Annotated in this window: 24 protein-coding genes; 15 read left to right on the forward strand and 9 right to left on the reverse strand. The window is 66.0% G+C overall.

The window, feature by feature from the left end; genetic code table 11:
- The first annotated feature begins 76 nt into the window (after positions 1-76).
- Complete coding sequence (locus tag P3W75_RS27150; RefSeq protein ID WP_276230409.1) at positions 77-1078, forward strand: glutathione S-transferase family protein; 1002 nt, start codon at positions 77-79, stop codon at positions 1076-1078.
- 192 nt (positions 1079-1270) lie between these two features.
- Here P3W75_RS27150 and P3W75_RS27155 read toward each other — a convergent pair whose 3' ends face one another.
- From P3W75_RS27155 to ftsK, 6 genes are read right to left on the reverse strand one after another with little or no spacing between them, the layout of a single operon-like run.
- A complete protein-coding gene (locus P3W75_RS27155; RefSeq protein ID WP_276230410.1) occupies positions 1271-1612 on the reverse strand; it encodes a lysozyme inhibitor LprI family protein in 342 nt (113 codons plus the stop codon).
- Complete coding sequence (gene cysG / locus P3W75_RS27160) at positions 1609-2994, reverse strand: siroheme synthase CysG (protein ID WP_276230411.1); 1386 nt, start codon at positions 2992-2994, stop codon at positions 1609-1611. The genes P3W75_RS27155 and cysG overlap by 4 nt, the downstream gene beginning before the upstream one ends.
- A gap of 1 nt (position 2995) precedes the next feature.
- A complete protein-coding gene (gene serS, locus P3W75_RS27165; protein WP_276230412.1) occupies positions 2996-4276 on the reverse strand; it encodes a serine--tRNA ligase in 1281 nt (426 codons plus the stop codon).
- Positions 4277-4318: 42 nt separating this feature from the next.
- The gene (locus P3W75_RS27170) at positions 4319-5644 is read right to left on the reverse strand and encodes a replication-associated recombination protein A (protein WP_276230413.1); all 1326 of its coding nucleotides are present in this window, start codon (positions 5642-5644) and stop codon (positions 4319-4321) included.
- A 38-nt stretch (positions 5645-5682) separates the two neighbouring features.
- Positions 5683-6306 (reverse strand): outer membrane lipoprotein chaperone LolA, encoded by a 624-nt coding sequence (gene lolA, locus P3W75_RS27175; RefSeq protein WP_276230414.1) that lies wholly within the window; start codon positions 6304-6306, stop codon positions 5683-5685.
- A 12-nt stretch (positions 6307-6318) separates the two neighbouring features.
- Positions 6319-8751, reverse strand: coding sequence for a DNA translocase FtsK (gene ftsK, locus P3W75_RS27180; RefSeq protein WP_276230415.1), 2433 nt, complete (start codon positions 8749-8751; stop codon positions 6319-6321).
- A gap of 193 nt (positions 8752-8944) precedes the next feature.
- On the opposite strand from ftsK, the gene trxB reads away from it, so the two are divergent.
- The 4 genes from trxB (at position 8945) to infA (ending at position 11699) form a co-directional block, all read left to right on the forward strand.
- Positions 8945-9898: a thioredoxin-disulfide reductase gene (gene trxB / locus P3W75_RS27185; RefSeq protein ID WP_276230416.1), complete on the forward strand. Its 954-nt coding sequence runs from the start codon at positions 8945-8947 to the stop codon at positions 9896-9898.
- Positions 9899-9935: 37 nt separating this feature from the next.
- Positions 9936-10640, forward strand: coding sequence for a leucyl/phenylalanyl-tRNA--protein transferase (gene aat, locus P3W75_RS27190; RefSeq protein ID WP_276230417.1), 705 nt, complete (start codon positions 9936-9938; stop codon positions 10638-10640).
- 31 nt (positions 10641-10671) lie between these two features.
- Positions 10672-11379 carry an arginyltransferase gene (locus P3W75_RS27195; RefSeq protein WP_276230418.1) on the forward strand — a complete coding sequence of 236 codons (708 nt, stop codon included), beginning with the start codon at positions 10672-10674 and terminating at the stop codon, positions 11377-11379.
- 101 nt (positions 11380-11480) lie between these two features.
- Positions 11481-11699: a translation initiation factor IF-1 gene (gene infA, locus P3W75_RS27200; RefSeq protein WP_002553999.1), complete on the forward strand. Its 219-nt coding sequence runs from the start codon at positions 11481-11483 to the stop codon at positions 11697-11699.
- Between the two features lie 90 nt (positions 11700-11789).
- Here infA and clpA read toward each other — a convergent pair whose 3' ends face one another.
- Both clpA and clpS read right to left on the reverse strand, forming a co-directional pair.
- On the reverse strand, positions 11790-14063 hold the full coding sequence (gene clpA, locus P3W75_RS27205) for an ATP-dependent Clp protease ATP-binding subunit ClpA (protein WP_276230419.1): 2274 nt from the start codon (positions 14061-14063) through the stop codon (positions 11790-11792).
- A gap of 27 nt (positions 14064-14090) precedes the next feature.
- On the reverse strand, positions 14091-14453 hold the full coding sequence (clpS, locus tag P3W75_RS27210; RefSeq protein ID WP_276230420.1) for an ATP-dependent Clp protease adapter ClpS: 363 nt from the start codon (positions 14451-14453) through the stop codon (positions 14091-14093).
- 228 nt (positions 14454-14681) lie between these two features.
- On the opposite strand from clpS, the gene cspD reads away from it, so the two are divergent.
- On the forward strand, positions 14682-14957 hold the full coding sequence (gene cspD, locus P3W75_RS27215; RefSeq protein ID WP_276230421.1) for a cold shock domain-containing protein CspD: 276 nt from the start codon (positions 14682-14684) through the stop codon (positions 14955-14957).
- Positions 14958-15034: 77 nt separating this feature from the next.
- Here cspD and icd read toward each other — a convergent pair whose 3' ends face one another.
- Positions 15035-16288, reverse strand: a complete 1254-nt coding sequence (gene icd, locus P3W75_RS27220; RefSeq protein ID WP_276230422.1) for an NADP-dependent isocitrate dehydrogenase — start codon at positions 16286-16288, stop codon at positions 15035-15037.
- A 358-nt stretch (positions 16289-16646) separates the two neighbouring features.
- On the opposite strand from icd, the gene P3W75_RS27225 reads away from it, so the two are divergent.
- From P3W75_RS27225 to P3W75_RS27265, 9 genes are all read left to right on the forward strand, one after another.
- Positions 16647-18869, forward strand: a complete 2223-nt coding sequence (locus tag P3W75_RS27225; RefSeq protein WP_276230423.1) for an NADP-dependent isocitrate dehydrogenase — start codon at positions 16647-16649, stop codon at positions 18867-18869.
- 96 nt (positions 18870-18965) lie between these two features.
- Entirely contained in the window at positions 18966-19433 is a 468-nt protein-coding gene (locus P3W75_RS27230) for an NUDIX hydrolase (protein WP_276230424.1), read from the forward strand.
- 40 nt (positions 19434-19473) lie between these two features.
- Positions 19474-20613 (forward strand): tRNA 2-thiouridine(34) synthase MnmA, encoded by a 1140-nt coding sequence (gene mnmA, locus P3W75_RS27235; protein WP_276230425.1) that lies wholly within the window; start codon positions 19474-19476, stop codon positions 20611-20613.
- Positions 20610-21236, forward strand: coding sequence for a high frequency lysogenization protein HflD (gene hflD / locus P3W75_RS27240; RefSeq protein WP_276230426.1), 627 nt, complete (start codon positions 20610-20612; stop codon positions 21234-21236). Before mnmA ends, hflD begins: the two co-directional genes overlap by 4 nt.
- Before the next feature lie 114 nt (positions 21237-21350).
- A complete protein-coding gene (gene purB / locus P3W75_RS27245; RefSeq protein ID WP_276230427.1) occupies positions 21351-22721 on the forward strand; it encodes an adenylosuccinate lyase in 1371 nt (456 codons plus the stop codon).
- A gap of 60 nt (positions 22722-22781) precedes the next feature.
- Positions 22782-23957 (forward strand): cupin domain-containing protein, encoded by a 1176-nt coding sequence (locus P3W75_RS27250; protein ID WP_276230428.1) that lies wholly within the window; start codon positions 22782-22784, stop codon positions 23955-23957.
- Positions 23950-24378 carry a GNAT family N-acetyltransferase gene (locus P3W75_RS27255; protein WP_276230429.1) on the forward strand — a complete coding sequence of 143 codons (429 nt, stop codon included), beginning with the start codon at positions 23950-23952 and terminating at the stop codon, positions 24376-24378. Before P3W75_RS27250 ends, P3W75_RS27255 begins: the two co-directional genes overlap by 8 nt.
- A gap of 10 nt (positions 24379-24388) precedes the next feature.
- A complete protein-coding gene (locus P3W75_RS27260; RefSeq protein WP_276230430.1) occupies positions 24389-25006 on the forward strand; it encodes a histone acetyltransferase HPA2 in 618 nt (205 codons plus the stop codon).
- Positions 25003-25818: a secretin N-terminal domain-containing protein gene (locus P3W75_RS27265; RefSeq protein WP_276230431.1), complete on the forward strand. Its 816-nt coding sequence runs from the start codon at positions 25003-25005 to the stop codon at positions 25816-25818. Before P3W75_RS27260 ends, P3W75_RS27265 begins: the two co-directional genes overlap by 4 nt.
- The last annotated feature ends 58 nt before the right edge of the window (positions 25819-25876 follow it).

The following is a 25876-nucleotide window of genomic DNA, read 5'->3' on the forward strand; positions in this document are numbered from 1 at the left end:
AGCACCCTGTTTTTGCGCCGATCGATCGATCCGCAAGCGCTAGACTGGCTCCCATACTCACTTGAGGGAGCCCGCCATGGGACAGCTCATCGATGGCCGCTGGCACGACCAGTGGTACGACACCGGCAAGGACGGGCGCTTCCAGCGCGAGAACGCGCAACGCCGCAACTGGGTGACCGCCGACGGCGAGGCCGGTCCCAGCGGCGAAGGTGGCTTCCGCGCCGAGGCCGGGCGCTATCACCTGTACGTGTCGCTGGCGTGCCCCTGGGCGCACCGCACGCTGATCTACCGTCAACTCAAGGGCCTGCAGGGGCTGATCGACGTGTCGGTGGTCAGTTGGCTGATGCTGGAGAACGGCTGGACCTTCGATCGCAGCCTGGGCTCCACCGGCGACGCCCTGGATGGCCTGGAATTCCTGCACCAGCGCTATACCCGCGACGACCCGCATTACACCGGCCGCGTCACCGTGCCGGTGCTGTGGGACAAGCGGCAGAAGCGCATCGTCAGCAATGAGTCGGCGGAAATCATCCGCATGTTCAATTCGGCGTTCGACGGCCTGACCGGCAATGACCTGGACCTCTACCCCAGCGCGCTGCAAGGCGAGATCGACGCGCTCAACGAACGCATCTACCCGGCGGTGAACAATGGCGTGTACCGCGCCGGCTTCGCCACCACCCAGGCGGCCTACGAGGAAGCCTTCGGCACCCTGTTCGAAGAACTGGACTGCCTGGAGAAACGCCTGGGCGAACGACGCTACCTGACCGGCGAATACATCACCGAGGCGGACATCCGCCTGTTCACCACGCTGGTCCGTTTCGACGCCGTGTATCACGGGCACTTCAAGTGCAACCTGCAGCGCCTGGCGGACTACCCCAACCTCTCCGGCTGGCTGCGCGAGCTGTACCAGCTGCCGGGCGTGGCAGGGACCGTGGACTTCCAGCACATCAAGCACCACTACTACGGCAGCCACCGCACCATCAACCCGACCGGCATAGTGCCGCTGGGGCCGCAGCAGGACTTCAACGCGCCCCATGGCCGCGAGCACCTGGCGGGCAAGGGCTTCGCGCGCAAGGGTTGATCCGGCCCGGCCAGCAGGGGCAGGAGCCAGTCTCTTGCCAGCTACGCGAGCCTTTCCCGTAGGGCGCATAACGCCTCCGGCGTTATCCGCCATTGTCGTCGAGCACCGTTTCCGGCCAACGGCGGATAACCGCGAACGGTTATTCGCCCTACGGTTCGAGGAAATGCTGGAGCAGCGCCCCAACCGGCAAGATCAGATGGGCTTGTCGATGCCGTCGTAGATTTTCTGCAGGGCCGCCAGGCGCTCCTGGTAGCGCTGTTTCAGGCAGGCCTTGTTGGCCCCGCAGGCGCGGCGCTGTTCCAGCCAGGCCAACTGGGCGTCGCCCATGTTGCCGCGCATGCCCATGGCGAACAGGCCGCTGAGCAGGCGGTAGGTCGTGGCCATCTGCACGTCCAGCTCGGACAGCTGGCGGTCCGCGCAGATGGCTTTCTCGTCGGCGTGGTGGGCCTTCTTGCAGTCGAAGCTGGCCGCGCCGGCCGGCGCGGCCACGATCACCAAGGCGCCCAGCGCAACCACGGCGAGCCAGCGGCTCATTGCTGGCCTTCGAACCAGGCGAGCTTGTCGCGCAGGGTGACCACCTCGCCGACGATCACCAGCGTCGGCGCGTGCACTTCATGCTCGGCGACCAGTTGCGGCAGGTTGGCCAGGGTGCCGGTGAAGACCCGCTGGTGCACGGTGGTGCCCTGCTGGATCAGCGCGGCGGGGGTATCGGCGGAACGCCCGTGACGCACCAGTTCCTCGCAGATCACCGGCAGGCCCACCAGGCCCATGTAGAACACCAGGGTCTGGCCCGGCGCCACCAGGTCGCGCCACGGCAGGTCGGTGCTGCCGTCCTTGAGGTGGCCGGTGACGAAGCGCACCGACTGCGCATAGTCGCGGTGGGTCAGCGGAATCCCGGCGTAGGCCGCGCAACCGCTGGCCGCGGTGATGCCCGGCACCACCTGGAAGGGAATCCCGGCGGCGGCCAGCTCGTCGATTTCCTCGCCGCCACGGCCGAAGATGAACGGGTCGCCACCCTTCAGGCGCAGCACGCGCTTGCCCTGCTGGGCCAGCTCGACCAGTTGGCGGTTGATTTCGTCCTGCGGCACCGCGTGATCGGCGCGACGCTTGCCGACGTACAGGCGGTCCGCGTCGCGGCGACACAGCTCGAGGATCGCCGGCGCCACCAGGCGGTCGTAGAGCACCACGTCGGCCTGCTGCATCAGGCGCAGGGCGCGGAAGGTCAGCAGGTCCGGATCGCCCGGGCCGGCGCCGACCAGGTACACCTCGCCACGGGCCTCGGCCTGCCCCGCTTCGAGCTTCGCCGCGAGCAGCCGCTCGGCTTCCGCCGGCTGCCCGGCGAGCATGCGTTCGGCCACCGGGCCCTGGAAGGTTTCCTCCCAGAACTGGCGACGCTGCTGCAGGTCCGGCAGGCGCCGCTTCACCGCCTCGCGGAAACGGCTGGCAAGCCCGGCCAACTGGCCGTAGGTGGCGGGAATCCAGGTTTCCAGCCTGGCCCGCAGCAGGCGCGCCAGCACCGGCGCGTCGCCGCCGCTGGACACCGCCACCAGCAACGGCGAGCGGTCGACGATGGCGGGGAAGATCACGCTGCACAGCGCCGGCGCGTCCACCACGTTGACCGGCACGCTGCGCGCGTGGGCGTCGCGGGAGACCTGGGCGTTCAGCGGCTCGTCATCGGTGGCGGCGATAGCCAGCACGCAGTCGCCGAGGTCACCCTCAGCGTAGCGACGCTCCAGCAGTTCGCCACCGCCCTGCTCCACCAGCTCGCGCAGTTCGCTGTGGACCTGCGGCGCCACCACGCGCAGGACGGCGCCCGCGCTGGCGAGCAGGCGCGCCTTGCGCAGGGCGACTTCACCGCCGCCGACCAGGAGCGCGCGACGTCCGCGCAGGATGTGGAACAGCGGCAGCGCATCCATCTCAGCCGATTACCTCGATGCCGCCCATGTAGGGCTTGAGCACCTCGGGAACGCGGACGCTGCCGTCGGCCTGCTGGTAGTTCTCCAGCACTGCCACCAGGGTACGGCCCACCGCCAGGCCGGAGCCGTTGAGGGTGTGCAGCAGCTCCGGCTTGCCGGTTTCCGGGTTGCGGAAGCGCGCCTGCATGCGGCGGGCCTGGAAGTCGCCGCAGTTGGAGCAGGAGGAGATCTCGCGGAACTTGTCCTGGCTCGGTACCCAGACTTCCAGGTCGTAGGTCTTGGCCGCGCTGAAGCCCATGTCGCCGGTGCACAGGGCCAGCACGCGGTACGGCAGTTCCAGGGCCTGCAGCACCTTCTCGGCGTTGCCGACCAGGCCTTCCAGGGCTTCCCAGGACTTCGCCGGGTCGACGATCTGCACCATCTCGACCTTGTCGAACTGGTGCTGGCGGATCATCCCGCGGGTGTCGCGGCCCGAGGCGCCGGCTTCGCTGCGGAAGCACGGGGTGTGGGCGACGAACTTCAGCGGCAGCTCCTTGGCGTCGAGGATCTGCCCGGCGACGATGTTGGTCAGGGAGACTTCGGCGGTGGGGATCAGGTACAGGTCGGCCTCGGCCTCGCGGCCGATCTTGAACAGGTCTTCCTCGAACTTCGGCAGCTGGCCGGTGCCCTGCAGCGCCGGGGCCTGCACCAGGTACGGGGTGTAGGCTTCCTCGTAGCCGTGCTCGCGGGTGTGCAGGTCGATCATGAACTGCGCCAGGGCGCGGTGCAGGCGGGCGATCGGGCCGCGCATCAGGGCGAAGCGGGCGCCGGACAGCCGCGCGGCGGTCTCGAAGTCCAGCCAGCCGTGCTGTTCGCCGAGGGCGACGTGGTCCTTGATCTCGAAGTCGAAGCTGCGCGGAGTGCCCCAGCGGCGCACTTCGACGTTGTCGTCTTCATCCGCGCCGACCGGCACCGATTCGTGCGGCAGGTTGGGGATGTTCAGCAGCAGGTTGTCCAGCTCGACCTGGATCGCGTCCAGCTCGCGCTTGCCGGATTCCAGCTCGTCGCCCATGCGGTTGACGTCAGCCATCAGCGGGGCGATGTCCTCGCCACGCTGCTTGGCCTGGCCGATCGACTTGGAACGCGCGTTGCGCTCGGCCTGCAGGGCCTCGGTGCGGGTCTGTACGGACTTGCGCTGGTTCTCCAGCGCTTCGATGCGCGCCACGTCCAGGGTGAAGCCGCGTGCGGCCAGGCGTTCGGCCACTTCCTGCGGCTGGGTACGTACCAGTTTGGAATCGAGCATGGTCTGTTCTCGTGTCTAGTGTCGGCGGCGTTCGCGCGCCGCTCAGGATTTTCTGCGTTGTCTCGGGCTGGCCCGGTCCAGGGCCGCCAGGTGCTTGAGCTTCTCGCCGATCTTCAGTTCCAGGCCACGGGGCGCGGGCTGGTAATACTGGCGCGGTTCGAACTCTTCGGGGAAGTAGTCTTCCCCGGCGGCGTAGGCGTCGGCTTCGTCATGGGCGTAACGATACTCCTCGCCATAGCCGAGGTTCTTCATCAGCTTGGTCGGTGCATTGCGCAGGTGCAACGGCACTTCCAGCGAGCCGCTGGCGGCGACGTCGCTGCGCGCGTTGTTGTAGGCGGTATAGACCGCGTTGCTCTTCGGCGCGCAGGCCAGGTAGACGATGGCCTGGGCGATGGCCAGCTCGCCCTCCGGGCTGCCCAGGCGCTCCTGCACGTTCCAGGCGTCGAGGCACAGGGTCAGCGCGCGCGGGTCGGCGTTGCCGACCTCCTCGCTGGCCATGCGCACCACGCGGCGAGCGATGTACAGTGGGTCGCAGCCGCCGTCGAGCATGCGCGCGAACCAGTAGAGCGCGCCGTTCGGGCTGGAGCCGCGCACCGACTTGTGCAGCGCGCTGATCTGGTCGTAGAAGGCCTCGCCGCCCTTGTCGAAACGCCGGCGGGTGTCGCCCAGCAGGTTCTGCAACAGCGTGGGGCTGATCTCGCCACCGTCCTCGGCCAGGTCGGAAGCGTTCTCCAGCAGGTTGAGCAGGCGCCGGCCATCGCCATCGGCGGCGGCCATGAGGATCGCGAAACTCTCCTCGGGCAGGCTCAGCCGGCGCTTGCCGAGGCCCTTGTCTTCGCTCAAGGCGCGCTGCACCAGCTTGCGCAGGGCCGCCTCGTCCAGGCTCTTCAGCACGTAGACGCGAGCCCGCGAGAGCAAGGCGTTGTTCAGTTCGAAGGACGGGTTCTCGGTCGTCGCGCCAATGAAAATCAGGGTGCCGTCTTCGACATAGGGCAGGAAGGCGTCCTGCTGGCTCTTGTTGAAGCGGTGCACTTCGTCGACGAAGAGGATGGTGCGGCGGCCGTATTGCGCCGCCTGCTGCTTGGCCATCTCCACCGACTGGCGGATTTCCTTGACCCCGGAGAGCACCGCCGAGATGGTCTCGAAGTGCGCGTCGGAGACCTGCGCCAGCAGCTTGGCCAGGGTGGTCTTGCCGACGCCGGGCGGGCCCCAGAAGATCATCGAGTGCAGCGCGCCCTGCTCCAGCGCCTCGCGCAGCGGCTTGCCGCGGGCGAGCAGGTGCTCCTGGCCGGCGTATTCGTCCAGGCTGGCGGCGCGCAGGCGCGCGGCCAGGGGCTGGGCTACGGGTTCGGAACGGAACAGGTCCACGCTGCTACCTCACGGGCGCCGCGCCAGGCGGCCGCCCTTCACTCCTGGATGACGTCGACGCCCTTGGGCGCCTCGAAGACGAACTGCTTGGCGTCCACCGGCTGGTTCATCTTCACGTCGAAGAACAGGATGTTGGTGCGCTGGCCGACGCTGTCGATCAGCTGCATGTCGTTGACCACCCCGTTGCGGAAGGAAATCCGCAGGTTGTCGAACAGGGTGTCCTTGTCCTTCGGCTTGAGGGTGAAGTCGACCACGTTGCCGCCATCCTTGCTGGTGATGTCGAAGCTCTCGTGGATCTTCGAAATGTCGCCGGAGAGCAGCAGCGCCGGGGTCTGGGTCAGGCGCTGGTCGAGTTTCTGGATGGTCACCTGCTGCAGGTCCGGGTCGTACAGCCAGATCTTCTCGCCATTGGAGATCAGCAGTTGCTCCTGGGGCGCGTCGGTGTGCCAGCGGAACAGGCCCGGGCGCTTGAGCGCCAGGTTGCCGGCCGTCTCCTGCAGGCGGGTGCCGCTGCCGTCCAGGGTCAGCTGGGAGAAGCGTGCGGTCAGGGTCTGGGCCTTGCTCAGCATGGCGCTCAGGCGCTGGGTGGAGGCATCGTCGGCGTGGGCCTGGACGCCGGCCATGGCCAGCGCGGCAAGCATCAGCATGCGGATCAGTCGCATGGAAATCCTCGATCAGTCGCGGATGGGGGCCGGCGCGGTCACTTCGCGCGAGCCATTGGAATTCATCGGAGTGACCACGCCGGCCATCTCCATCGCCTCGATCATCCGCGCGGCGCGGTTGTAGCCGATCTTCAGCTTGCGCTGCACCGCGGAAATCGAGGCGCGGCGGCTCTCGGTGACGAAGCGCACGGCTTCGTCATACAGCGGGTCGTCCTCGCTGCCTTCGCTGCCCTCGCCACCGCCGCCACCCTCGAAGCCACCGCCACCGCCTTCTTCGGCGCCGGCGAGGATGTCCTCGATGTAGTCGGGGGCGCCGCGCAGTTTCCAGGCCTCGACCACGCGATGCACTTCGTCGTCGGAGACGAACGCGCCATGCACGCGGATCGGCAGGCCGGTGCCCGGCGGCAGGTAGAGCATGTCACCGTGGCCGAGCAACTGCTCCGCGCCACCCTGGTCGAGGATGGTCCGCGAGTCGATCTTGCTCGACACCTGGAAGGCGATCCGGGTCGGGATGTTGGCCTTGATCAGGCCGGTGATCACGTCCACCGACGGGCGCTGGGTGGCGAGGATCAGGTGGATGCCCGCCGCCCGCGCCTTCTGCGCGATACGCGCGATCAGCTCTTCGACCTTCTTGCCGACGATCATCATCATGTCGGCGAATTCGTCGACCACCACCACGATGGTCGGCAGCGTGTGCAGCAGCGGCGCCTCGTCTTCCATGCTCTCGCGGCGGTACAGCGGGTCGGTCAGCGGCGTGCCGGCCTCCTCGGCGTCCTTCACCTTGCGATTGAAACCGGCCAGGTTGCGCACGCCCATGGCGGCCATCAGCTTGTAGCGCCGCTCCATCTCGGCGACGCTCCAGCGCAGCGCGTTGGCGGCCTCCTTCATGTCGGTGACCACCGGGCAGAGCAGGTGCGGAATGCCCTCGTAGATCGACAGTTCGAGCATCTTCGGGTCGATCATGATCAGCCGCGCGTCCGCCGGCGTCGACTTGAACAGGATCGACAGCAGCATGGCGTTCACGCCCACCGACTTACCGGAACCGGTGGTACCGGCCACCAGCAGGTGCGGCATCTTCGCCAGGTCGGTGATGACCGGGTTGCCGCCGATGTCATGGCCCAGGGCCAGCGGCACGGTGGACTTGTGTTCGTCGTATTCCGGCGTCATCAGCACTTCGGAGAAGCGCACCATCTGCCGGTCTTCGTTGGGAATCTCGATGCCCACGGTGGTCTTGCCGGGAATCACCTCGACCACCCGCACGCTGATCACCGCCAGCGAGCGCGCCAGGTCCTTGGCCAGGTTGGAGATGCGGCTGACCTTCACGCCGGCCGCCGGCTGGATTTCGAAACGGGTGATCACCGGGCCCGGATGGACCGACTCGACCACCACCTCGACGCCGAACTCCTTGAGCTTGATCTCCAGCAGGCGCGACATGGCCTCCAGCGATTCGGGGGAGTAGCTGCGCTTCTTCTCGCCGGCCGGGTCGAGGATCGACAGCGGCGGCAGGGTGCCCTCCACGGCGGTATCGACGAACAGCGGCGCCTGTTTCTCCTTGAGCACGCGCTTGCTCGGCTCGGCGGGCTTGGGCGGCGGCGGCGCGTCGATCTTCGGCGCCGGGCGCTTCTCGCGCTCCTGCACGCTCTTGACCAGGGCTTCCTCGCGCTCGATCAGGCGCTCCTTGACCTTGGCCTGCTCGCGACGGTCCGGCACCACCGGCGCGGCCACTTCGGCGACGCGCTCGTCCACTTCGCGCAGTTGCGCGACCAGCTGCTTGTGCTCGCTGCGCGCACTCCACCAGCGGTTGAAGGCGTTCTGGATCAGCTCGAAGAGGTCCAGGGTGATCTTCCCGGTGACGTCCATCACCTGGAACCAGGAAAGGTCGGCGAACACGGTCATGCCGAACAGGAACAGGGCGATGAACAGCAGCGTGCTGCCCTGCACGTTGAGGGCGTTGAGCGCCAACTGGCCGAGGCTTTCGCCCACGGCGCCACCGGCGGAGGCCGGCAGGTGGCCGCCACCGATGTGGAAATGGATATAGGCCAGCGCCGAGCCGGAAAGGATCAGGAACACCAGGCCGATCAGGCGCCAGGAGAACAGCCAGCCGCTCCACTCCCAGGCCACGTGGCGCTTGCGGAAGACCTGCCAGGTCTTGACCCCGAGCAGCAGCGGGAACAGGTAGGCGAAGTAACCTAGCGCGACGAAGAGGATGTCGGCACTCAGCGCCCCCAGGCGACCGGCAGCGTTCTGCACCTGCTCGACGTGACTGGAATGACTCCAGCCCGGATCGGACGAATCGTAGGTGAGCAGCGCCATCCACAGGTAAAGGCAGAGCGCGCCGAGCGCGATCAGGGCCCCTTCCTTCAGGCGAATGTGCAATTGCTGACGCCAGGCTGCGGCGTGGCTAGCGGTGGTCGAGTCCTTCAAAACGCGTCTATTCCTGCGCACTGGGCGCGTCCGAGAGTCATCTGGCGACAAAACGGGCCTATTGTACGGCTTTGGCCGCTCGATGCCACAGGGCCCGCCACAGCGCCTTTTGCCGCCTTTTCCAGGTTCGGTGTAGCATAGCCCACCAAGGTTTCACGGCAGCTCAATTGGAGCATGCATTCTCTTACGTGACAAAGGCTTATGGAGTCTTTTTATGAGTGAAGTCAAGCATTCGCGCCTGATCATCCTGGGCTCCGGCCCGGCGGGTTACACCGCCGCCGTCTACGCCGCGCGCGCCAACCTCAAGCCTGTTGTCATCACCGGCATCCAGCCCGGCGGCCAGCTCACCACCACCACCGAAGTGGACAACTGGCCGGGCGACGTTGAAGGTCTGACCGGCCCGGCCCTGATGGAGCGCATGGAACAGCACGCCAAGCGTTTCGACACCGAGATCGTCTACGACCACATCCACACCGCCGAGTTGCAGAGCAAGCCGTTCACCCTCAAGGGCGACAGCGGCACCTACACCTGCGACGCGCTGATCATCGCCACCGGCGCCTCCGCGCAATACCTGGGCATGCCCTCCGAAGAAGCCTTCATGGGCAAGGGTGTTTCCGCCTGCGCCACCTGCGACGGCTTCTTCTATCGCAACCAGGTGGTCTGCGTGGTCGGCGGCGGCAACACCGCGGTCGAGGAAGCGCTGTACCTGTCGAACATCGCCAAGGAAGTCCACCTGATCCACCGCCGCGACAAGCTGCGCTCGGAGAAGATCCTCCAGGACAAACTGTTCGAAAAGGCCAAGAACGGCAACGTGCGCCTGCACTGGAACACCACCCTGGACGAAGTCCTGGGCGACAACATGGGCGTGGTCGGCGTGCGCCTGAAGGACGCCAACAGCGGCGAAACCCGCCAGCTGGACCTGGCCGGCGTGTTCATCGCCATCGGCCACAAGCCCAACACCGACCTGTTCACCGGCCAGCTGGAAATGCGTGACGGCTACCTGGTGGTCAAGGGCGGCGGCGAAGGCAATGCCACCGCCACCAGCATCGAGGGCGTGTACGCCGCCGGCGACGTGGCCGACCACGTCTACCGCCAGGCCATCACCTCGGCCGGCGCCGGCTGCATGGCCGCGCTGGACGCCGAGAAATTCCTCGACGACGCCCACTGACAGGCCCGGGGAGGGCCCCGCCCTCCCCTACCCCGCCATGCTCAACTGGCTTTCCCGCCGCAACTTCGACTTCCCGCCGCTGGACAAGGCCCTGCGCGACCCCAACGGGTTGCTCGCCGCCGGCGGCGACCTCGACCCGCGCCGCCTGGTCGCCGCCTACCGCCACGGCTGCTTCCCCTGGTACCAGGACGGCCAGCCGATCCTCTGGTGGTCGCCGGACCCGCGCACCGTCCTGTTTCCCGACGAACTGCACGTTTCCCGCAGCCTGGCCAAGTGCCTGCGCCAGGGCCGCTACCGGGTGACCTTCGATCAGGCCTTCGATCGCGTCATCGCCGCCTGCGCCGCGCCACGCGACTACGCCGACGGCACCTGGATCACCCAGCCGATGCAGGACGCCTATCGCCAGCTGCACGACCAGGGCGTCGCCCACTCGGTGGAAACCTGGGACGGTGACGAACTGGTCGGCGGCCTCTACGGCCTGGCCATGGGCCGGCTGTTCTTCGGCGAGTCCATGTTCAGCCGCGCCGACAACGCCTCCAAGGTCGCGTTCGTCACCCTGGTGCAACGCCTGCGCGCCGCCGGCTTCGTATTGATCGACTGCCAGATGCCCACGCAACACCTGCACAGCTTCGGCGCCCGCGCCATCAGCCGGGCCGAGTTCGCCACCTACCTGCGCCGTCATCTCGACGAAACGCCGCTCTGCGACTGGCGTTCGCAAGCGGACTCGCGCGGACTGACATAAACTTGCCGGAGGGTTATCGCGGGGGTTGATCATGACCGAACTGGCCCGACTGAAGTTCTACGCGACGCAACCGCATCCGTGCAGCTATCTGCCCGAGGAGCAGGCCACCACCCTGTTCCTCGATCCCAGCCAGCCCATGGACGCGCAGCTGTACGCCTCGCTTTCGGAAGTCGGCTTCCGCCGCAGCGGCGAGCACCTCTATCGTCCGCATTGCCAGCACTGCACCGCGTGCATCCCGGCGCGAATCCCGGCCGAGGGCTTCCAGCCCAGCCGCCAGCAGAAGCGCATCATCAAGCGCAACGCCGACCTCAAGGTACTCAAGCGCCGCCCGGCCTTCACCGAGGAGTACTACGCGCTGTACATGCGCTACATCGAGCAGCGCCACGCGGACGGCGACATGTACCCGCCCAGCCGCGACCAGTTCAGCACCTTCCTGGTGCGCGACCTGCCGTTCAGCTGCTTCTACGAGTTCCGCCTGCAGGGCCGCCTGCTGGCGGTGGCGGTGACCGACGTGCTGCCCAACGGCCTGTCGGCGGTCTACACCTTCTACGACCCCGACGAGGAACGCCGCAGCCTCGGCCGCTACGCCATTCTCTGGCAGATCGCCGAGACCGAACGCCTGGGCCTGTACGCCGTGTACCTCGGCTACTGGATCAAGAATTGCCGGAAGATGAACTACAAGACCCAGTACCGTCCCATCGAGCTCTTCGTCAACCAGCGCTGGGTAGCGCTGAACTGAGGGCTACGCTCGACTTCTGGCGCACGCCGCGGATTTCAGGCACAATACTCGCCTTTTTTCAGGCCACCCAGGCCATTCATAGACACCGAGGGTTCTACTGCATGTCGAAAGAAGACAGCTTCGAAATGGAAGGCACTGTCGTCGACACCCTGCCCAACACCATGTTCCGCGTGGAGTTGGAGAACGGGCACGTCGTTACCGCGCACATCTCCGGCAAGATGCGCAAGAACTACATCCGCATCCTGACCGGCGACAAGGTTCGCGTCGAACTGACTCCCTACGACCTGAGCAAGGGTCGCATCACCTACCGCGCTCGCTGATAGCGCAAGGTGAAACCGGGCCCAGGCCCGGACGAATAGCAAAACGCCCGGCATAGCCGGGCGTTTGCGTTTCTGCCGCGAGGCCGACCGTCAGGCCGGCTCCGCAGTGACCACCTCGAACTCGAAGACCAGCTCGCCGTCCTTGAGATCGACATGGGCGACACCGCCGTGCTCGGCCAGCTCGCCGAACAGGATCTGCTCGGCCAGCGGCCGCTTGATCTTGTCCTGGATCAGCCGCGCCATGGGACGCGCGCCCATCTGCGGGTCGTAGCCCTTCTCCGCCAGCCAGTTGCGCGCCGTGTCGCTGACCTCGAGCTGAACGCGCTTGTCCTCCAGCTGCGCCTGCAGCTCGGTGAGGAACTTGTCGACCACGCTCTTGATGGTGTCGTGACTCAGGCGGCCGAACTGGATGATGGTATCCAGGCGGTTGCGGAACTCCGGAGTGAAGCTCTTCTTGATCACTTCCATGGCGTCGCTGGTGTGATCCTGCTGGCTGAAGCCGATGGAGGCCCGCGCCGCGGTTTCCGCACCGGCGTTGGTGGTCATGATCACGATGACGTTGCGGAAGTCCGCCTTGCGCCCGTTGTTGTCGGTCAGGGTGCCGTGGTCCATCACCTGCAGCAGCAGGTTGAAGACTTCCGGGTGGGCCTTCTCGATCTCGTCCAGCAGCAACACGCAGTGCGGGGTCTTGGTGATCGCCTCGGTGAGCAGGCCACCCTGGTCGAAGCCGACGTAGCCCGGAGGGGCGCCGATCAGCCGCGACACGGTATGCCGCTCCATGTACTCGGACATGTCGAAGCGTACCAGCTCGACGCCCAGCGCCTTGGCCAGCTGGCGCGCCACCTCGGTCTTGCCCACACCGGTGGGGCCGGCGAAGAGGAAGGAGCCGACCGGCTTGTCCGGCGACTTGAGCCCGGCACGGGACAGCTTGATGGCGGTGGACAGCGACTCGATCGCCGCGTCCTGGCCGAACACCGTGAGCTTGAGGTCGCGCTCCAGGTTGCGCAGCAGCTCCTTGTCCGAGCTGCTGACGTGTTTCGGCGGAATCCGCGCGATCTTCGCGACTATGTCCTCGACCTGCTGCACCTCGATGCGCTTCACGCGCTTCTCTTCCGGCTGCAGGCGCTGGTAGGCACCGGCTTCGTCGATGACGTCGATGGCCTTGTCCGGCATGTGCCGATCATTGATGTAGCGCGCCGCCAGTTCGGCCGCCGCTCGCAGGGCCTCGTCGCTGTACTCGATATGGTGATGCTGCTCGAAGCGCGGCTTGAGCCCCTTGAGGATGCCCACGGTGTCTTCCACCGAAGGCTCGGTGACGTCGACCTTCTGGAAGCGCCGCGCCAGCGCGCGATCCTTCTCGAAGATGCCGCGGAATTCCTGGAAGGTGGTCGAGCCGATGCAGCGGATTTCCCCGGAGGAGAGCAGCGGCTTGAGCAGGTTGGAGGCATCCATCACCCCGCCGGACGCCGCGCCGGCGCCGATGATGGTGTGGATCTCGTCAATGAACAGCACCGCGTGCGGGCGCTTGCGCAGCTCGTTGAGCAGCGCCTTGAAGCGCTTCTCGAAATCGCCGCGGTACTTGGTGCCGGCCAGCAGCGCGCCAAGGTCCAGCGAGTAGACGACACTGTCAGCCAGCAGATCCGGCACCTGGCCGTCGACGATGCGCTTGGCCAGGCCTTCGGCGATGGCGGTCTTGCCGACGCCGGCCTCACCGACCAGCAGCGGGTTGTTCTTGCGCCGCCGGGCGAGGATCTGCGCCACGCGCTCGACCTCCGCCTCGCGGCCGACCAACGGGTCGATGCGCCCCTGGCGCGCCAGGTCGTTCAGGTTGCTGGCGTAGGCGTCCAGCGGATGACTGGAAGTGGAGGACTCGCCGCCCTCCTCGTCCTGCATTTCCTGCTCGCTTTCCTGGTGCTCGGCGTGCCCCGGCACCTTGGAGATGCCGTGGGCGATGTAATTCACCACGTCGATGCGGGCGACGCTCTGCTGCTTGAGCAGGAACACCGCCTGGCTCTCCTGCTCGCTGAAGATCGCCACCAGCACGTTGGCGCCGGTCACTTCGCGCTTGCCCGAGCTCTGCACGTGGAATACCGCGCGCTGCAATACGCGCTGGAAGCCCAGGGTCGGCTGGGTCTCGCGATCCTCGTCGTGCTGCGGAATCAGCGGCGTCGTGGAATCGATGAATTCCTGCAGGTCGCGACGCAGCTTGTCCAGGTTCGCCCCGCAGGCGCGCAGCACGGTAGCCGCCGCCTCGTTGTCCAGGAGCGCCAGCAGCAGGTGCTCGACGGTCATGAACTCATGCCGTTTTGCCCGCGCTTCCTTGAAGGCGAGATTGAGGGTGACTTCGAGCTCTCGATTCAACATGACTTCACCTCGCTCCAAACATCCGCATCAGCTTTCTTTCTCGATCTCACACAACAGTGGATGCTGGCTCTCCTTCGCATACTGATTGACCTGCATGGCCTTGGTCTCGGCAATGTCACGGGTGAACGTGCCGCAGACCGCCTTACCTTGAGTATGCACTGTCAACATGACCTTGGTTGCCTGCTCGCGGTTCATGTTGAAGTACGACTCCAGTACCTCTACCACGAAATCCATGGGTGTGTAGTCATCGTTGAACATGATGACCCTGTACATCGGCGGAGGCTTCAGGGCCGGCTTGGATTCTTCGACCGCAAGCCCGCTCCCCTCCTCTTCGAGGGGGTCAGGACGGTCCTGATTGAATGTTAGTCGAATCTGGCTACTTGCATGCATGCTGGAATAAATGGGTCCGCGACGAAGGAATTAAAGGCCTGAGGGGATAATTGATCCGATTCTCAAGCGCAGACGAGAGCGCCTTGACTAACCCCAAAACGGTGTTACAAACAAAGGATACCCCGTAGCGGGTATCAGGCGTTCTGCAGCCCTTGAACATCAAGGGTTGGAGCGGAATCGTAGTGGATGATACTCCAGCGATGGAGTCCTTTGCAGAGGGATATCAGCATGCTCAGCGGTAAGGTCAAGTGGTTCAACAACGCCAAGGGCTATGGATTCATCCTGGCTGACGGCCGAGATGAGGACCTGTTCGCTCATTACTCGGCAATCCAGATGGATGGCTACAAGACGCTCAAGGCCGGCCAGCCGGTCAGCTTCGAGATCCTGCAAGGTCCGAAGGGTCTGCATGCGGTGAACATCCAGCCGATCGGCGCCAGCGCTCCGAACGGCACCGCGCAGGCCAGCCCCAGCAGCGAGGTGCAGAGCATCACCGCGGAAGCCTGATCCCCACTGCCCGCCACTTCCGGCGAAGCAAACGAAAAAGGCCGGTGAAAACCGGCCTTTTTCGTGTCTCACGCCCGTTACATATGGGCGATCATCGCCTCGCCGAACGCCGAGCAGGAAACCAGCTTGGCGCCATCCATCAACCGCTCGAAGTCGTAGGTCACGGTCTTCGCGGCAATGGCGCCGTTCGTGCCTTTTATGATGAGGTCGGCAGCCTCGGTCCAGCCCATGTGGCGCAGCATCATCTCGGCGGAGAGGATCAGCGAGCCGGGGTTGACCTTGTCCTGGCCGGCGTACTTGGGCGCGGTGCCGTGGGTCGCCTCGAACATCGCCACCGAGTCGGACAGATTCGCCCCCGGCGCGATACCGATGCCGCCCACCTCCGCCGCCAGGGCGTCGGACAGGTAGTCGCCGTTGAGGTTGAGGGTGGCGATCACGTCGTACTCGGCCGGACGCAGCAGGATCTGCTGCAGCATGGCGTCGGCGATCACGTCCTTGACCACGATGTTCTTGCCGGTGGCCGGATTCTTGAACTGCATCCACGGGCCGCCGTCGAGCAGTTCGGCGCCGAACTCGTCGCGGGCCAGCTCATAGCCCCAGTCCTTGAACGCACCCTCGGTGAATTTCATGATGTTGCCCTTGTGCACCAGGGTGACCGAGCTGCGGTCATTGTCCACGGCGTACTGCAGGGCCTTGCGCACCAGGCGCTGGGTGCCTTCGCGGGAAACCGGCTTGATGCCGATGCCGCAGTTCTCGGTGAAGCGGATCTTCTTGACGCCCATTTCCTCGGTGAGGAACTTGATGACCTTCTCCGCCTCGGGCGAACCGGCTTTCCATTCGACGCCGGCGTAGATGTCCTCGGAGTTCTCGCGGAAGATCACCATGTCCACGTCGCCGGGCTTCTTCACCGGGCTGGGCACGCCCTCGAACCAGCGTACCGGACGCAGGCAGACGTAGAGGTCGAGCTGCTGGCGCAAGGCCACGTTGAGGGAGCGGATGCCGCCACCGACCGGGGTGGTCAGCGGGCCCTTGATGGACACCACGAAGTCGCGCACGGCATCCAGGGTTTCCTGGGGCAGCCAGGTGTCCTGGTCGTAGACCTGGGTCGCCTTCTCGCCGGCGTAGACCTCCATCCAGGCGATCTTGCGCTGGCCCTTGTAGGCCTTCTCCACGGCGGCGTCGACGACGTCGATCATCACCGGGCTGATGTCCACGCCGATACCGTCGCCCTCGATATAAGGAATGATCGGATTGTTCGGTACATTCAGGGAATGGTCGGCGTTGACGCTGATTCGCTCACCGGCCGGCACCTGGATCTTCTGGTATCCCATGCTGAACTCCGTGTTGTGGTTGAACCCTTTCGCAGCCTCTGAGGGTAGCCCAGTAGACAAGGCGCAACCACATCTTATTCCTTAGTCTAAAAGCCCCGCATGCGTCACCCCGCCGATAGAGTGGTATACTGCGCGCCGTGACTTCACAGTCATCGAGGTCCGAGCCGTCTGGGACCAGACCCCTCCCCTCGCAACGGCCCTGTCGCCACCCTGACACGGCCGTACAACGCTCTACTGGCGCCCCTATATCCCCGCGGCAAATCTCGAATGCCGGCACTTCTTGCCGTGCCGGACGAAAGCGCCCACCAAGGCGTATCGAGACTCTGTGCGCGCCCAGCAAAGAAGAGAGTCATAGTAGATGTCCAACCGCTCGAAGATCACCTATACCTTCACCGACGAAGCACCGGCACTCGCCACCTACTCGCTTCTCCCCATCGTCAAGGCCTTCGCCGCTTCCGCCGATATTGACGTCGAAACCCGCGACATCTCTCTTGCAGGGCGAATCCTCGCCTCCTTCACCGACAAACTCGGCGACAAGGCCATCGAAGACGACCTGGCCTACCTGGCCCAGCTGGCCACCGCGCCGGACGCCAACATCATCAAGCTGCCGAACATCAGCGCCTCGGTACCCCAGCTCAAGGGCGCCATCGCCGAGCTGCAGGCCCTGGGCTACGCCGTCCCGGACTTCCCGGAAGACCCGCAGACCGACACCGAGAAAGACACCCGCGCCCGCTACGCCAAGGTCCTGGGCAGCGCCGTGAACCCGGTCCTGCGCGAAGGCAACTCCGACCGCCGCGCCCCGGCCGCCGTGAAGGCCTACGCCCGCAAGCACCCGCACAGCATGGGCAAGTGGAGCATGGCCTCGCGCTCCCACGCCGACTACATGCGTGGCGGCGACTTCTTCTCCAGCGAGCAGTCGGTCACCATTCCGAAGGCCGGTGATGTGCGCATCGAGTTCGTCAGCAAGGACGGCAAGGTCGAGCTGAAGAAAACCCTGAAGATGCAGGAAGGCGAAGTCCTCGACAGCATGTTCATGAGCTGCAACAAACTGCGCGCCTTCTTCGAGAAGACCCTGCAGGACTGCAAGGAAACCGGCGTCATGTGGTCCCTGCACGTCAAGGCGACCATGATGAAGATCTCCCACCCGATCGTCTTCGGTCACGCCGTCACCGTCTACTACAAGGACGTGTTCGACAAGTGGGGCCAGCTGTTCGAAGAGCTGGGCGTGAACCCGAACAACGGCATCTCCAGCGTCTACGACAAGATCAAGTCGCTGCCCGCCTCGCAGCAGGAAGAGATCCTCCACGACATCCACGAGGTGTACAGCCACCGTCCGGAAATGGCGATGGTCGACTCGGTCAAGGGCATCACCAACCTGCACATCCCCAGCGACGTGATCGTCGACGCCTCCATGCCGGCGATGATCCGCAACTCGGGTCAGATGTGGGGCAAGGACGGCAAGCAGAAAGATACCAAGGCGGTAATGCCGGAAAGCACCTACGCCCGCATCTACCAGGAAATGATCAACTTCTGCAAAACCAACGGCGCGTTCGACCCGACCACCATGGGCAGCGTACCGAACGTCGGCCTGATGGCGCAGAAGGCCGAGGAATACGGCTCCCACGACAAGACCTTCGAAATGGAAGCCGATGGCGTGATGCGCGTTGTCGACGCCGACGGCAAGGTCCTGATGCAGCACGAAGTCGAAGCCGGCGACATCTGGCGCGCCTGCCAGACCAAGGACGCCCCGATCCGCGACTGGGTCAAGCTGGCCGTCACCCGCGCCCGCCAGTCCAACACCCCGGCCATCTTCTGGCTGGACCCGGAACGCGCCCATGACAACGAGCTGCGCAAGAAGGTCGAGCTGTACCTGAAGGACCACGACCTGACCGGCCTGGACATCAGCATCAAGGGCTACAACGAAGCCATCCGCACCAGCATGGAACGCATGATCCGTGGCCAGGACACCATCTCGGTGACCGGCAACGTCCTGCGCGACTACCTGACCGACCTGTTCCCGATCATGGAACTGGGCACCTCGGCCAAGATGCTCTCCATCGTTCCGCTGATGGCCGGTGGCGGCATGTACGAAACCGGCGCCGGCGGCTCGGCTCCGAAGCACGTGCAGCAACTGGTCGAAGAGAACTACCTGCGCTGGGATTCCCTGGGCGAGTTCCTGGCCCTGGCCGTCTCCCTCGAAGAGGAAGGCATCAAGACCAACAACGCCAAGGCCAAGGTCCTGGGCAAGACCCTCGACGAAGCCACCGGCAAGCTGCTGGACAACAACAAGTCCCCGGCGCGCAAGGTCGGCGAAATCGACAACCGCGGCAGCCACTTCTACCTGGCGCTGTACTGGTCCCAGGCCCTGGCGGCGCAGAACGAAGACGCCGCGCTGAAGGCGCACTTCGCTCCGCTGGCCAAGACCCTGACCGAGCAGGAAGCGGCCATCGTCGCCGAACTGAACGGCGCCCAGGGCAAGGCCGTGGACATCGGTGGCTACTACCGCTCCAACCCGGAGAAAACCAGCCAGGTGATGCGCCCCAGCAGCACCTTCAACGCCGCGATCGACTCGCTGAACTGAGCCGAACGCTAGCGTGACCGACGAAAACCCCGGCCTGGTGCCGGGGTTTTTGTTTTTCCGGGGTTATCATGGGCATTTCCCCCGGAGGACCATCCCATGCGCTGGCAACCGCACATCACAGTCGCAACCGTCGTCGAGGACCAGGGCCGCTTCCTGCTGGTGGAGGAAACCTCCCACGGCAAGACCGTGCTGAACCAGCCCGCCGGCCACCTGGAGGCCGACGAGAGCCTGTTGCAGGCCGCCGTGCGCGAGACCCTCGAAGAGACCGGCTGGGAAGTCGAGCTGACCGCCGTCACCGGCATCTACCTGTACACCGCGCCGAGCAACGGCGTCACCTACCAGCGCGTCTGCTTCGCCGCGCGCCCGCTGCGCCATCGCCCGGAGCTGCCGCTGGACGCCGGCATCATCGGCCCGCGCTGGCTGACCCGCGAGGAACTGCAGGCGCACCGGGACAGCTGGCGCAGCCACCTGGTGGCGCGCTGCATCGACGACTACCTGGCCGGCGGCCGCTACCCGCTGGAGCTGATCCGTGACGCCGAGCTGCCCGCACCGACCCCGGCCTGATAGAATCCCGCTTTTGCACCGTATCCTGCGATAGCCCGCCATGTCCGATTCCAGCTCCACCTCCCCCGTCCAGCCCGGCAAGGGCCGCGTCATCGTCGGCATGTCCGGCGGCGTGGACTCCTCGGTTTCCGCCCTCCTGCTCAAGGAGCAGGGCTATGAGGTGGAAGGCCTGTTCATGAAGAACTGGGAAGAGGACGACGGCACCGAATACTGCACCGCGATGACCGACCTGGCCGACGCCCAGGCCGTCTGCGACCGCATCGGCGTGAAACTGCACACCGCCAACTTCGCCGCGGAGTACTGGGACAACGTCTTCGAGTACTTCCTCGCCGAATACAAGGCCGGGCGCACGCCGAATCCGGACATCCTGTGCAACCGCGAGATCAAGTTCAAAGCCTTCCTCGACTACGCCCTGGCCCTGGGCGCCGACCTGATCGCCACCGGCCACTACGTGCGCCGCCGCGACATCGACGGCCGCACCGAGCTGCTCAAGGGCCTGGACCCGAACAAGGACCAGAGCTACTTCCTCCACGCCGTGGGCGGCGAGCAGATCGCCAAGACCCTGTTCCCGGTGGGCGAGCTGGAGAAACCGGAAGTCCGCGCCATCGCCGAGAAATACGGCCTGGCGACGGCGAAGAAGAAGGACTCCACCGGCATCTGCTTCATCGGCGAGCGCCGCTTCAGCGACTTCCTCAAGCAGTACCTGCCGGCCCAGCCGGGCGACATCGAGACCACCGACGGCCAGGTCATCGGCCGCCACGCCGGCCTGATGTACCACACCATCGGCCAGCGCCAGGGCCTGGGCATCGGCGGCCTGAAGAACGCCGACGACAGCCCCTGGTACGTGCTGGAGAAGGACCTGGAGCGCAACGTGCTGGTCGTCGGCCAGGGCAACGACCATCCCTGGCTGTTCTCGCGCGCCCTGCACGCGTCGAACATCTTCTGGGTCAACCCGGTCGAGCTGGGCCAGCCGCGCGCCCTGCGCGCCAAGGTCCGCTACCGCCAGGCCGACCAGGACTGCGTGCTGGAACGCACCGCCGAAGGCTACCGCGCGGTCTTCGACGAACCGCAGCGCGCCGTTACCCCGGGCCAGTCCGTGGTCTTCTACGACGGCGAAGTCTGCCTCGGCGGCGGTGTCATCGAATCGGCCGAACCGGCCTTCGCGAAGGAGCGCGCATGAGCGAGCGGCGCGACCAACTGATCGCCCTCGCCGGCGTCTTCGAAGCCGCCGCCCTGGTGGACCGCCTGGCCCGCACCGGGCAGGTCCCGGAAGCGCCGCTGGGCTGCATGCTCGGCAGCTTGCTGGTGCGCGATCCGAAGACCACCCTGGACGTATACGGCGGCGACCTGAACAACCTGCGCGAGGGCCTGCGCGCCCTGGCCAGCGCCCTGGAGCGCGACCCCAACAGCCTGCAGCGCGAGCCGCTGCGCTACGCACTGTCGCTGGTCGGCCTGGAGCGCCAGTTGGCCAAGCGCGACGACATGCTCGACCTGATCGGCTCGCGCCTGGACCAGGTGCAGCAGCAGGTGCAGCACTTCGGCCTGGTCCACGAGAACGTCATCGCCTCCTGCGCCGGGCTCTACCAGGACACCCTCAGCACCTTCCGCCAGCGCATCCAGGTGCACGGCGACATGCGCTACCTGCAGATCAACGCCAACGCCTCGCGCATCCGCGCCCTGCTGCTCGCCGGCATCCGCTCGGCGCGCCTGTGGCGGCAGCTGGGCGGCAACCGCTGGCAAATGGTGTTCGGCCGGCGCAAGCTGCTGAACGAGCTGCGCCCGATCCTGCGCGGCAGCGACTGACTTCCGGGGCGCCCGCCCGGGCGCCTTCCATACGGCGGCGAGAACGGGCGAAAGCACGACCTTTCGTGTATGATGTGCGCCCTTTTCGTTGACCGACAGCTACGAGAACGCCCCATGCAGCTTTCCTCCCTTACCGCGGTTTCCCCCGTCGACGGCCGTTACGGCAGCAAGACCAGCGCCCTGCGCCCGATCTTCAGCGAGTACGGTCTGATCCGTTTCCGCGTCCTGGTTGAGGTCCGCTGGCTGCAGCGCCTCGCGGCGCACGCCGGCATCCCTGAAGTCGCGCCCTTCTCCGGCGAAGCCAACGCCCTGCTCGACAAGCTGGCCGAAGACTTCCAGCTCGAGCACGCCGAGCGCATCAAGGAAATCGAACGCACCACCAACCACGACGTGAAAGCCGTGGAATACCTGCTCAAGGAGCAGGCGGCCAAGCTGCCGGAACTGGCCAAGGTCAGCGAGTTCATTCACTTCGCCTGCACCAGCGAGGACATCAACAACCTGTCCCACGCCCTGATGCTGCGCGAAGGCCGCGACCAGGTGCTGCTGCCGCTGATGCGCCAGATCGCCGAGTCGATCCGCGAGCTGGCAATCAAGTTCGCCGACGTTCCGATGCTCTCCCGCACCCACGGCCAGCCGGCGTCGCCGACCACCCTGGGCAAGGAACTGGCCAACGTGGTCTACCGCCTGGAGCGGCAGATCAAGCAGGTCGCCGCGGTCGAACTGCTGGGCAAGATCAACGGCGCCGTGGGCAACTACAACGCGCACCTGTCGGCCTACCCGCAGGTGGACTGGGAAGCCAACGCCCGCGAGTTCATCGTCCACGACCTCGGCCTGGCCTGGAACCCCTACACCACCCAGATCGAGCCGCACGACTACATCGCCGAGCTGTTCGACGCCATCGCCCGCTTCAACACCATCCTCATCGACTTCGACCGCGACGTCTGGGGCTACATCTCCCTCGGCTACTTCAAGCAGAAGACCGTGGCCGGCGAGATCGGCTCCTCGACCATGCCGCACAAGGTCAACCCGATCGACTTCGAGAACTCCGAAGGCAACCTGGGCATCGCCAACGCGATCTTCCAGCACCTGGCCAGCAAGCTGCCGATCTCCCGCTGGCAACGCGACCTGACCGACTCCACCGTGCTGCGCAACCTGGGCGTCGGCTTCGCCCACAGCGTCATCGCCTATGAAGCCAGCCTCAAGGGCATCGGCAAGCTGGAGCTCAACGCCCAGCGCATCGCCGACGACCTGGACGCCTGCTGGGAAGTCCTGGCCGAGCCGGTACAGACCGTGATGCGTCGCTATGGCATCGAGAACCCCTACGAGAAGCTCAAGGAGCTGACCCGTGGCAAAGGCATCAGCGCCGAAGCCCTGCAAGTGTTCATCGACGGCCTCGACATGCCCGCCGAAGCCAAGGCCGAGCTCAAGCAGCTGACTCCGGCCAACTACATCGGCAACGCCGCCGCCCAGGCCAAGCGCATCTGACATGCGCTGAACTTTTGCACGCCCGGCTGTGCCGGGCGTTTTTGTTTCAAGGACTTACATATGAATCCTGCTATCCCTCTTCAGCTTCTGGGCGGCATCAGCGCCGATGAATTCCTCCGCGATTACTGGCAGAAGAAACCGCTGCTGGTGCGCCAGGCCGTACCCGGCTTCGAAAGCCCGCTGGAGGCCGACGAGCTGGCCGGCCTGTCCCTGGAAGACAGCGTCGAGTCGCGCATCGTCCTCGAGCACGGCAAGACCCCCTGGGAAATGCGCCGCGGCCCGTTCAGCGAAGACACCTACAAGGAACTGCCCGAGCGCGACTGGACCCTGCTGGTACAGGCCGTCGACCAGTTCGTCCCGGAAGTCGCCGAACTGCTGGAACACTTCAAGTTCCTGCCCAGCTGGCGCATCGACGACGTGATGATCAGCTACGCAGCTCCCGGCGGCGGCGTGGGCCCGCACTTCGACAACTACGACGTGTTCCTGCTGCAGGGCCACGGCCGCCGCCGCTGGAAGATCGGCCAGACCTGCGACGCCGACAGCCCGCTGCTGCAGCACGCCGACCTGCGCATCCTCGCCGACTTCCAGCAGAGCGACGAGTGGGTGCTGGAACCCGGCGACATGCTCTACCTGCCGCCGCGCATCGCCCACTACGGCATCGCCGAGGACGAGTGCATGACCTATTCGGTCGGCTTCCGCGCCCCCAGCGCCGCCGAAGTCCTGACCCACTTCACCGACTTCCTCGCCCAGTTCCTTTCCGACGAAGAGCGCTACAGCGACGCCGGCATGGCCGCGGTGCAGAGCGGCGAGGACCAGCACAAGATCCAGCGCGACGCCCTCGACCGCCTGAAGGGCCTGCTGCAGGAACACATGAGCGACGAGCGCCTGCTGCTGACCTGGTTCGGCCAGTTCATGACCGAGCCGCGCTACCCGGAACTGGTGGCCGGCGAGGAGATCGCCGACGACGACCTGCAACAGGCCCTCGCCGATGGCGCCGTGCTGGTGCGCAACCCCAGCGCGCGCCTGGCGTGGAGCGAAGTGGACGTCGGCCTGCTGCTGTTCTCCAGCGGCCAGAGCGTGGTGCTGCCCAAAGCCATGGAGCCGCTGCTCAAGCTGGTGTGCTCTGCCGACGCCCTGCACGGCGACAACCTCGGCCCGTGGCTGGGCGACGAGGATGGGCGTAAGCTGTTGGCGGAATTGGTCAAACAGGGCAGTTTGGAGTTTGCCGATGAGTAACAAGATCAGGGTTCGCCTGGCCGACTGGCAGAAGGACAATGCCGACCTGCGACGCATCCGCGACGCGGTGTTCATCGCCGAGCAGTCGGTGCCGGCGGAACTGGAATGGGACGCCGAGGATGCTGACGCCGTGCACTTCCTCGCCTTCGAAGGCGACTACGCGATCGGCACCGCGCGCCTGCTGCCCGACGGCCACATCGGCCGCGTCTCGGTGCTCAAGGACTGGCGCGGATTGAAGGTCGGCGACCTGCTGATGCGCGCCGCCATCGACGAGGCCGAACGTCGCCAGCTCAAGCGCCAGCTGCTCACCGCCCAGGTCTACGCCATTCCGTTCTACGAGCGGCTAGGCTTCAAGGTGGCCAGCGGCGAATTCCTCGAAGCCGGCCTGCCCCACGTCGACATGGTGCGCGAGAGCGCCTGAGGAAGCCGCGATGAACGACGCCCCGGACCACGAAGGCCAACTCCCGGCCATCGACTTCCAGTCCCCGGGGCGTTTCGCCGTGCACAACCCGCAGCCCGACCTGCCCGCCTCCCAACCCTGGGAGCCGGCGCCCTTCCAGCTCGGTGGCGACAGCGGCCTGCAGCGCTTCGGCGAACCCGAGGCGGCCCGCGCCCACGCCCTGGCGCTGATGCAGCAGGCCACGCGCAGCCTGTGCCTGTACAGCCCGGACCTCGAAGCCTGGCTGTACAACCACAGCAGCGTCCAGGAAGCCTGCACCCGCCTGCTGCTGCGTCATCCGCAGAACCGCCTGCGCATCCTCGTGCGCGACAGCGCCCGGCCAGTCAAGGAAGGCCATCGCCTGCTGAACCTCAGCAAGCGACTGTCGAGCAACCTGCACATCCGCCTGCTCAACCCGGACTACCCGAGCCTGGAACAGGCCTACCTGCTCGCCGACCGCCATGGCCTGCTGCTGCGCGGCGAACCCGCGCTGCCCGCCGGCTACGCCCACTACAACGACCCGGGTCGCGTCCGCCAGCTGCAGGCGCAGTTCGACCAGGCCTGGGACACCAGCCTCGCCGACCCGAACCTGCGGAGTTTCCTGCTGTGAGCCATCGTCGAATCGCCCTGCTCCTCGCCTGCGCCATCAGCGTCGCCGCCCAGGCCGCGCCGCGCACCGAGATTCTGCCGTTGAGCTACCGCACCACCGATGAAATCCTGCCGCTGGCGCAGCAGATCCTCGGCAACGAGGGCAAGGTCAGCGCCTACGGCAACCAGTTGGTGGTCAACGCCGAGCCGGCGAAGATCCGCGAGCTGCAACAGGTACTGGAGCAGCTGGACACCCGCCCGCACCGCCTGCTGATCAGCGTCGACACCAGCGACGCCAGCCAGCGCAGCCGCAGCGGCTATTCGGTGAACGGCTCGGCCAGCGTCGGCAACGTCGAGATCCAGAGCGGCCGCGGCGAGGTCAACGGCCGCGACCAGGTGCGCATCATCGACAGCTCCACCGCCAGCCGCAGTGGCGGCGTGCAGCAGATCCAGACCACCGAGGGTTCGCCGGCGCTGATCCAGGTCGGCCAGAGCCAGCCGGTGTACAACGTCGGCGTCGGCCCCTACGGCCAGGTCTACAGCCAGACCGAGTACCGCGACGCCAACCGCGGCATGTACGTGACCGCCACCCTCAGCGGCAACATCGTGCACATCGACCTGAACACCCGCAACGACCGCTTCAACAACAGCGCCCCCGGCGCCATGGACACCGCCAGCGCCAGCACCCGCCTCAGCGGCCGGGTCGGCGAGTGGATCGAGGTCGGTGGCGTGAGCGAAAGCAGCCAGAGCGACCAGGGCGGCCTGACCCGCAATTACAGCACCCAGGGTCGCAGCGACAGTAGCCTGCGGGTGAAGGTCGAGGTGCTCGACTGAGCCGCCCGGATGTGACCGTGAAGTCTCCGTTAGACCTTCGTGTAGTAGTCCAAAAAAA

It is taken from the genome of Pseudomonas citronellolis (genome assembly GCF_029335315.1).
In the GTDB taxonomy this organism is placed as follows: Bacteria; Pseudomonadota; Gammaproteobacteria; order Pseudomonadales; family Pseudomonadaceae; genus Pseudomonas; species Pseudomonas citronellolis_A.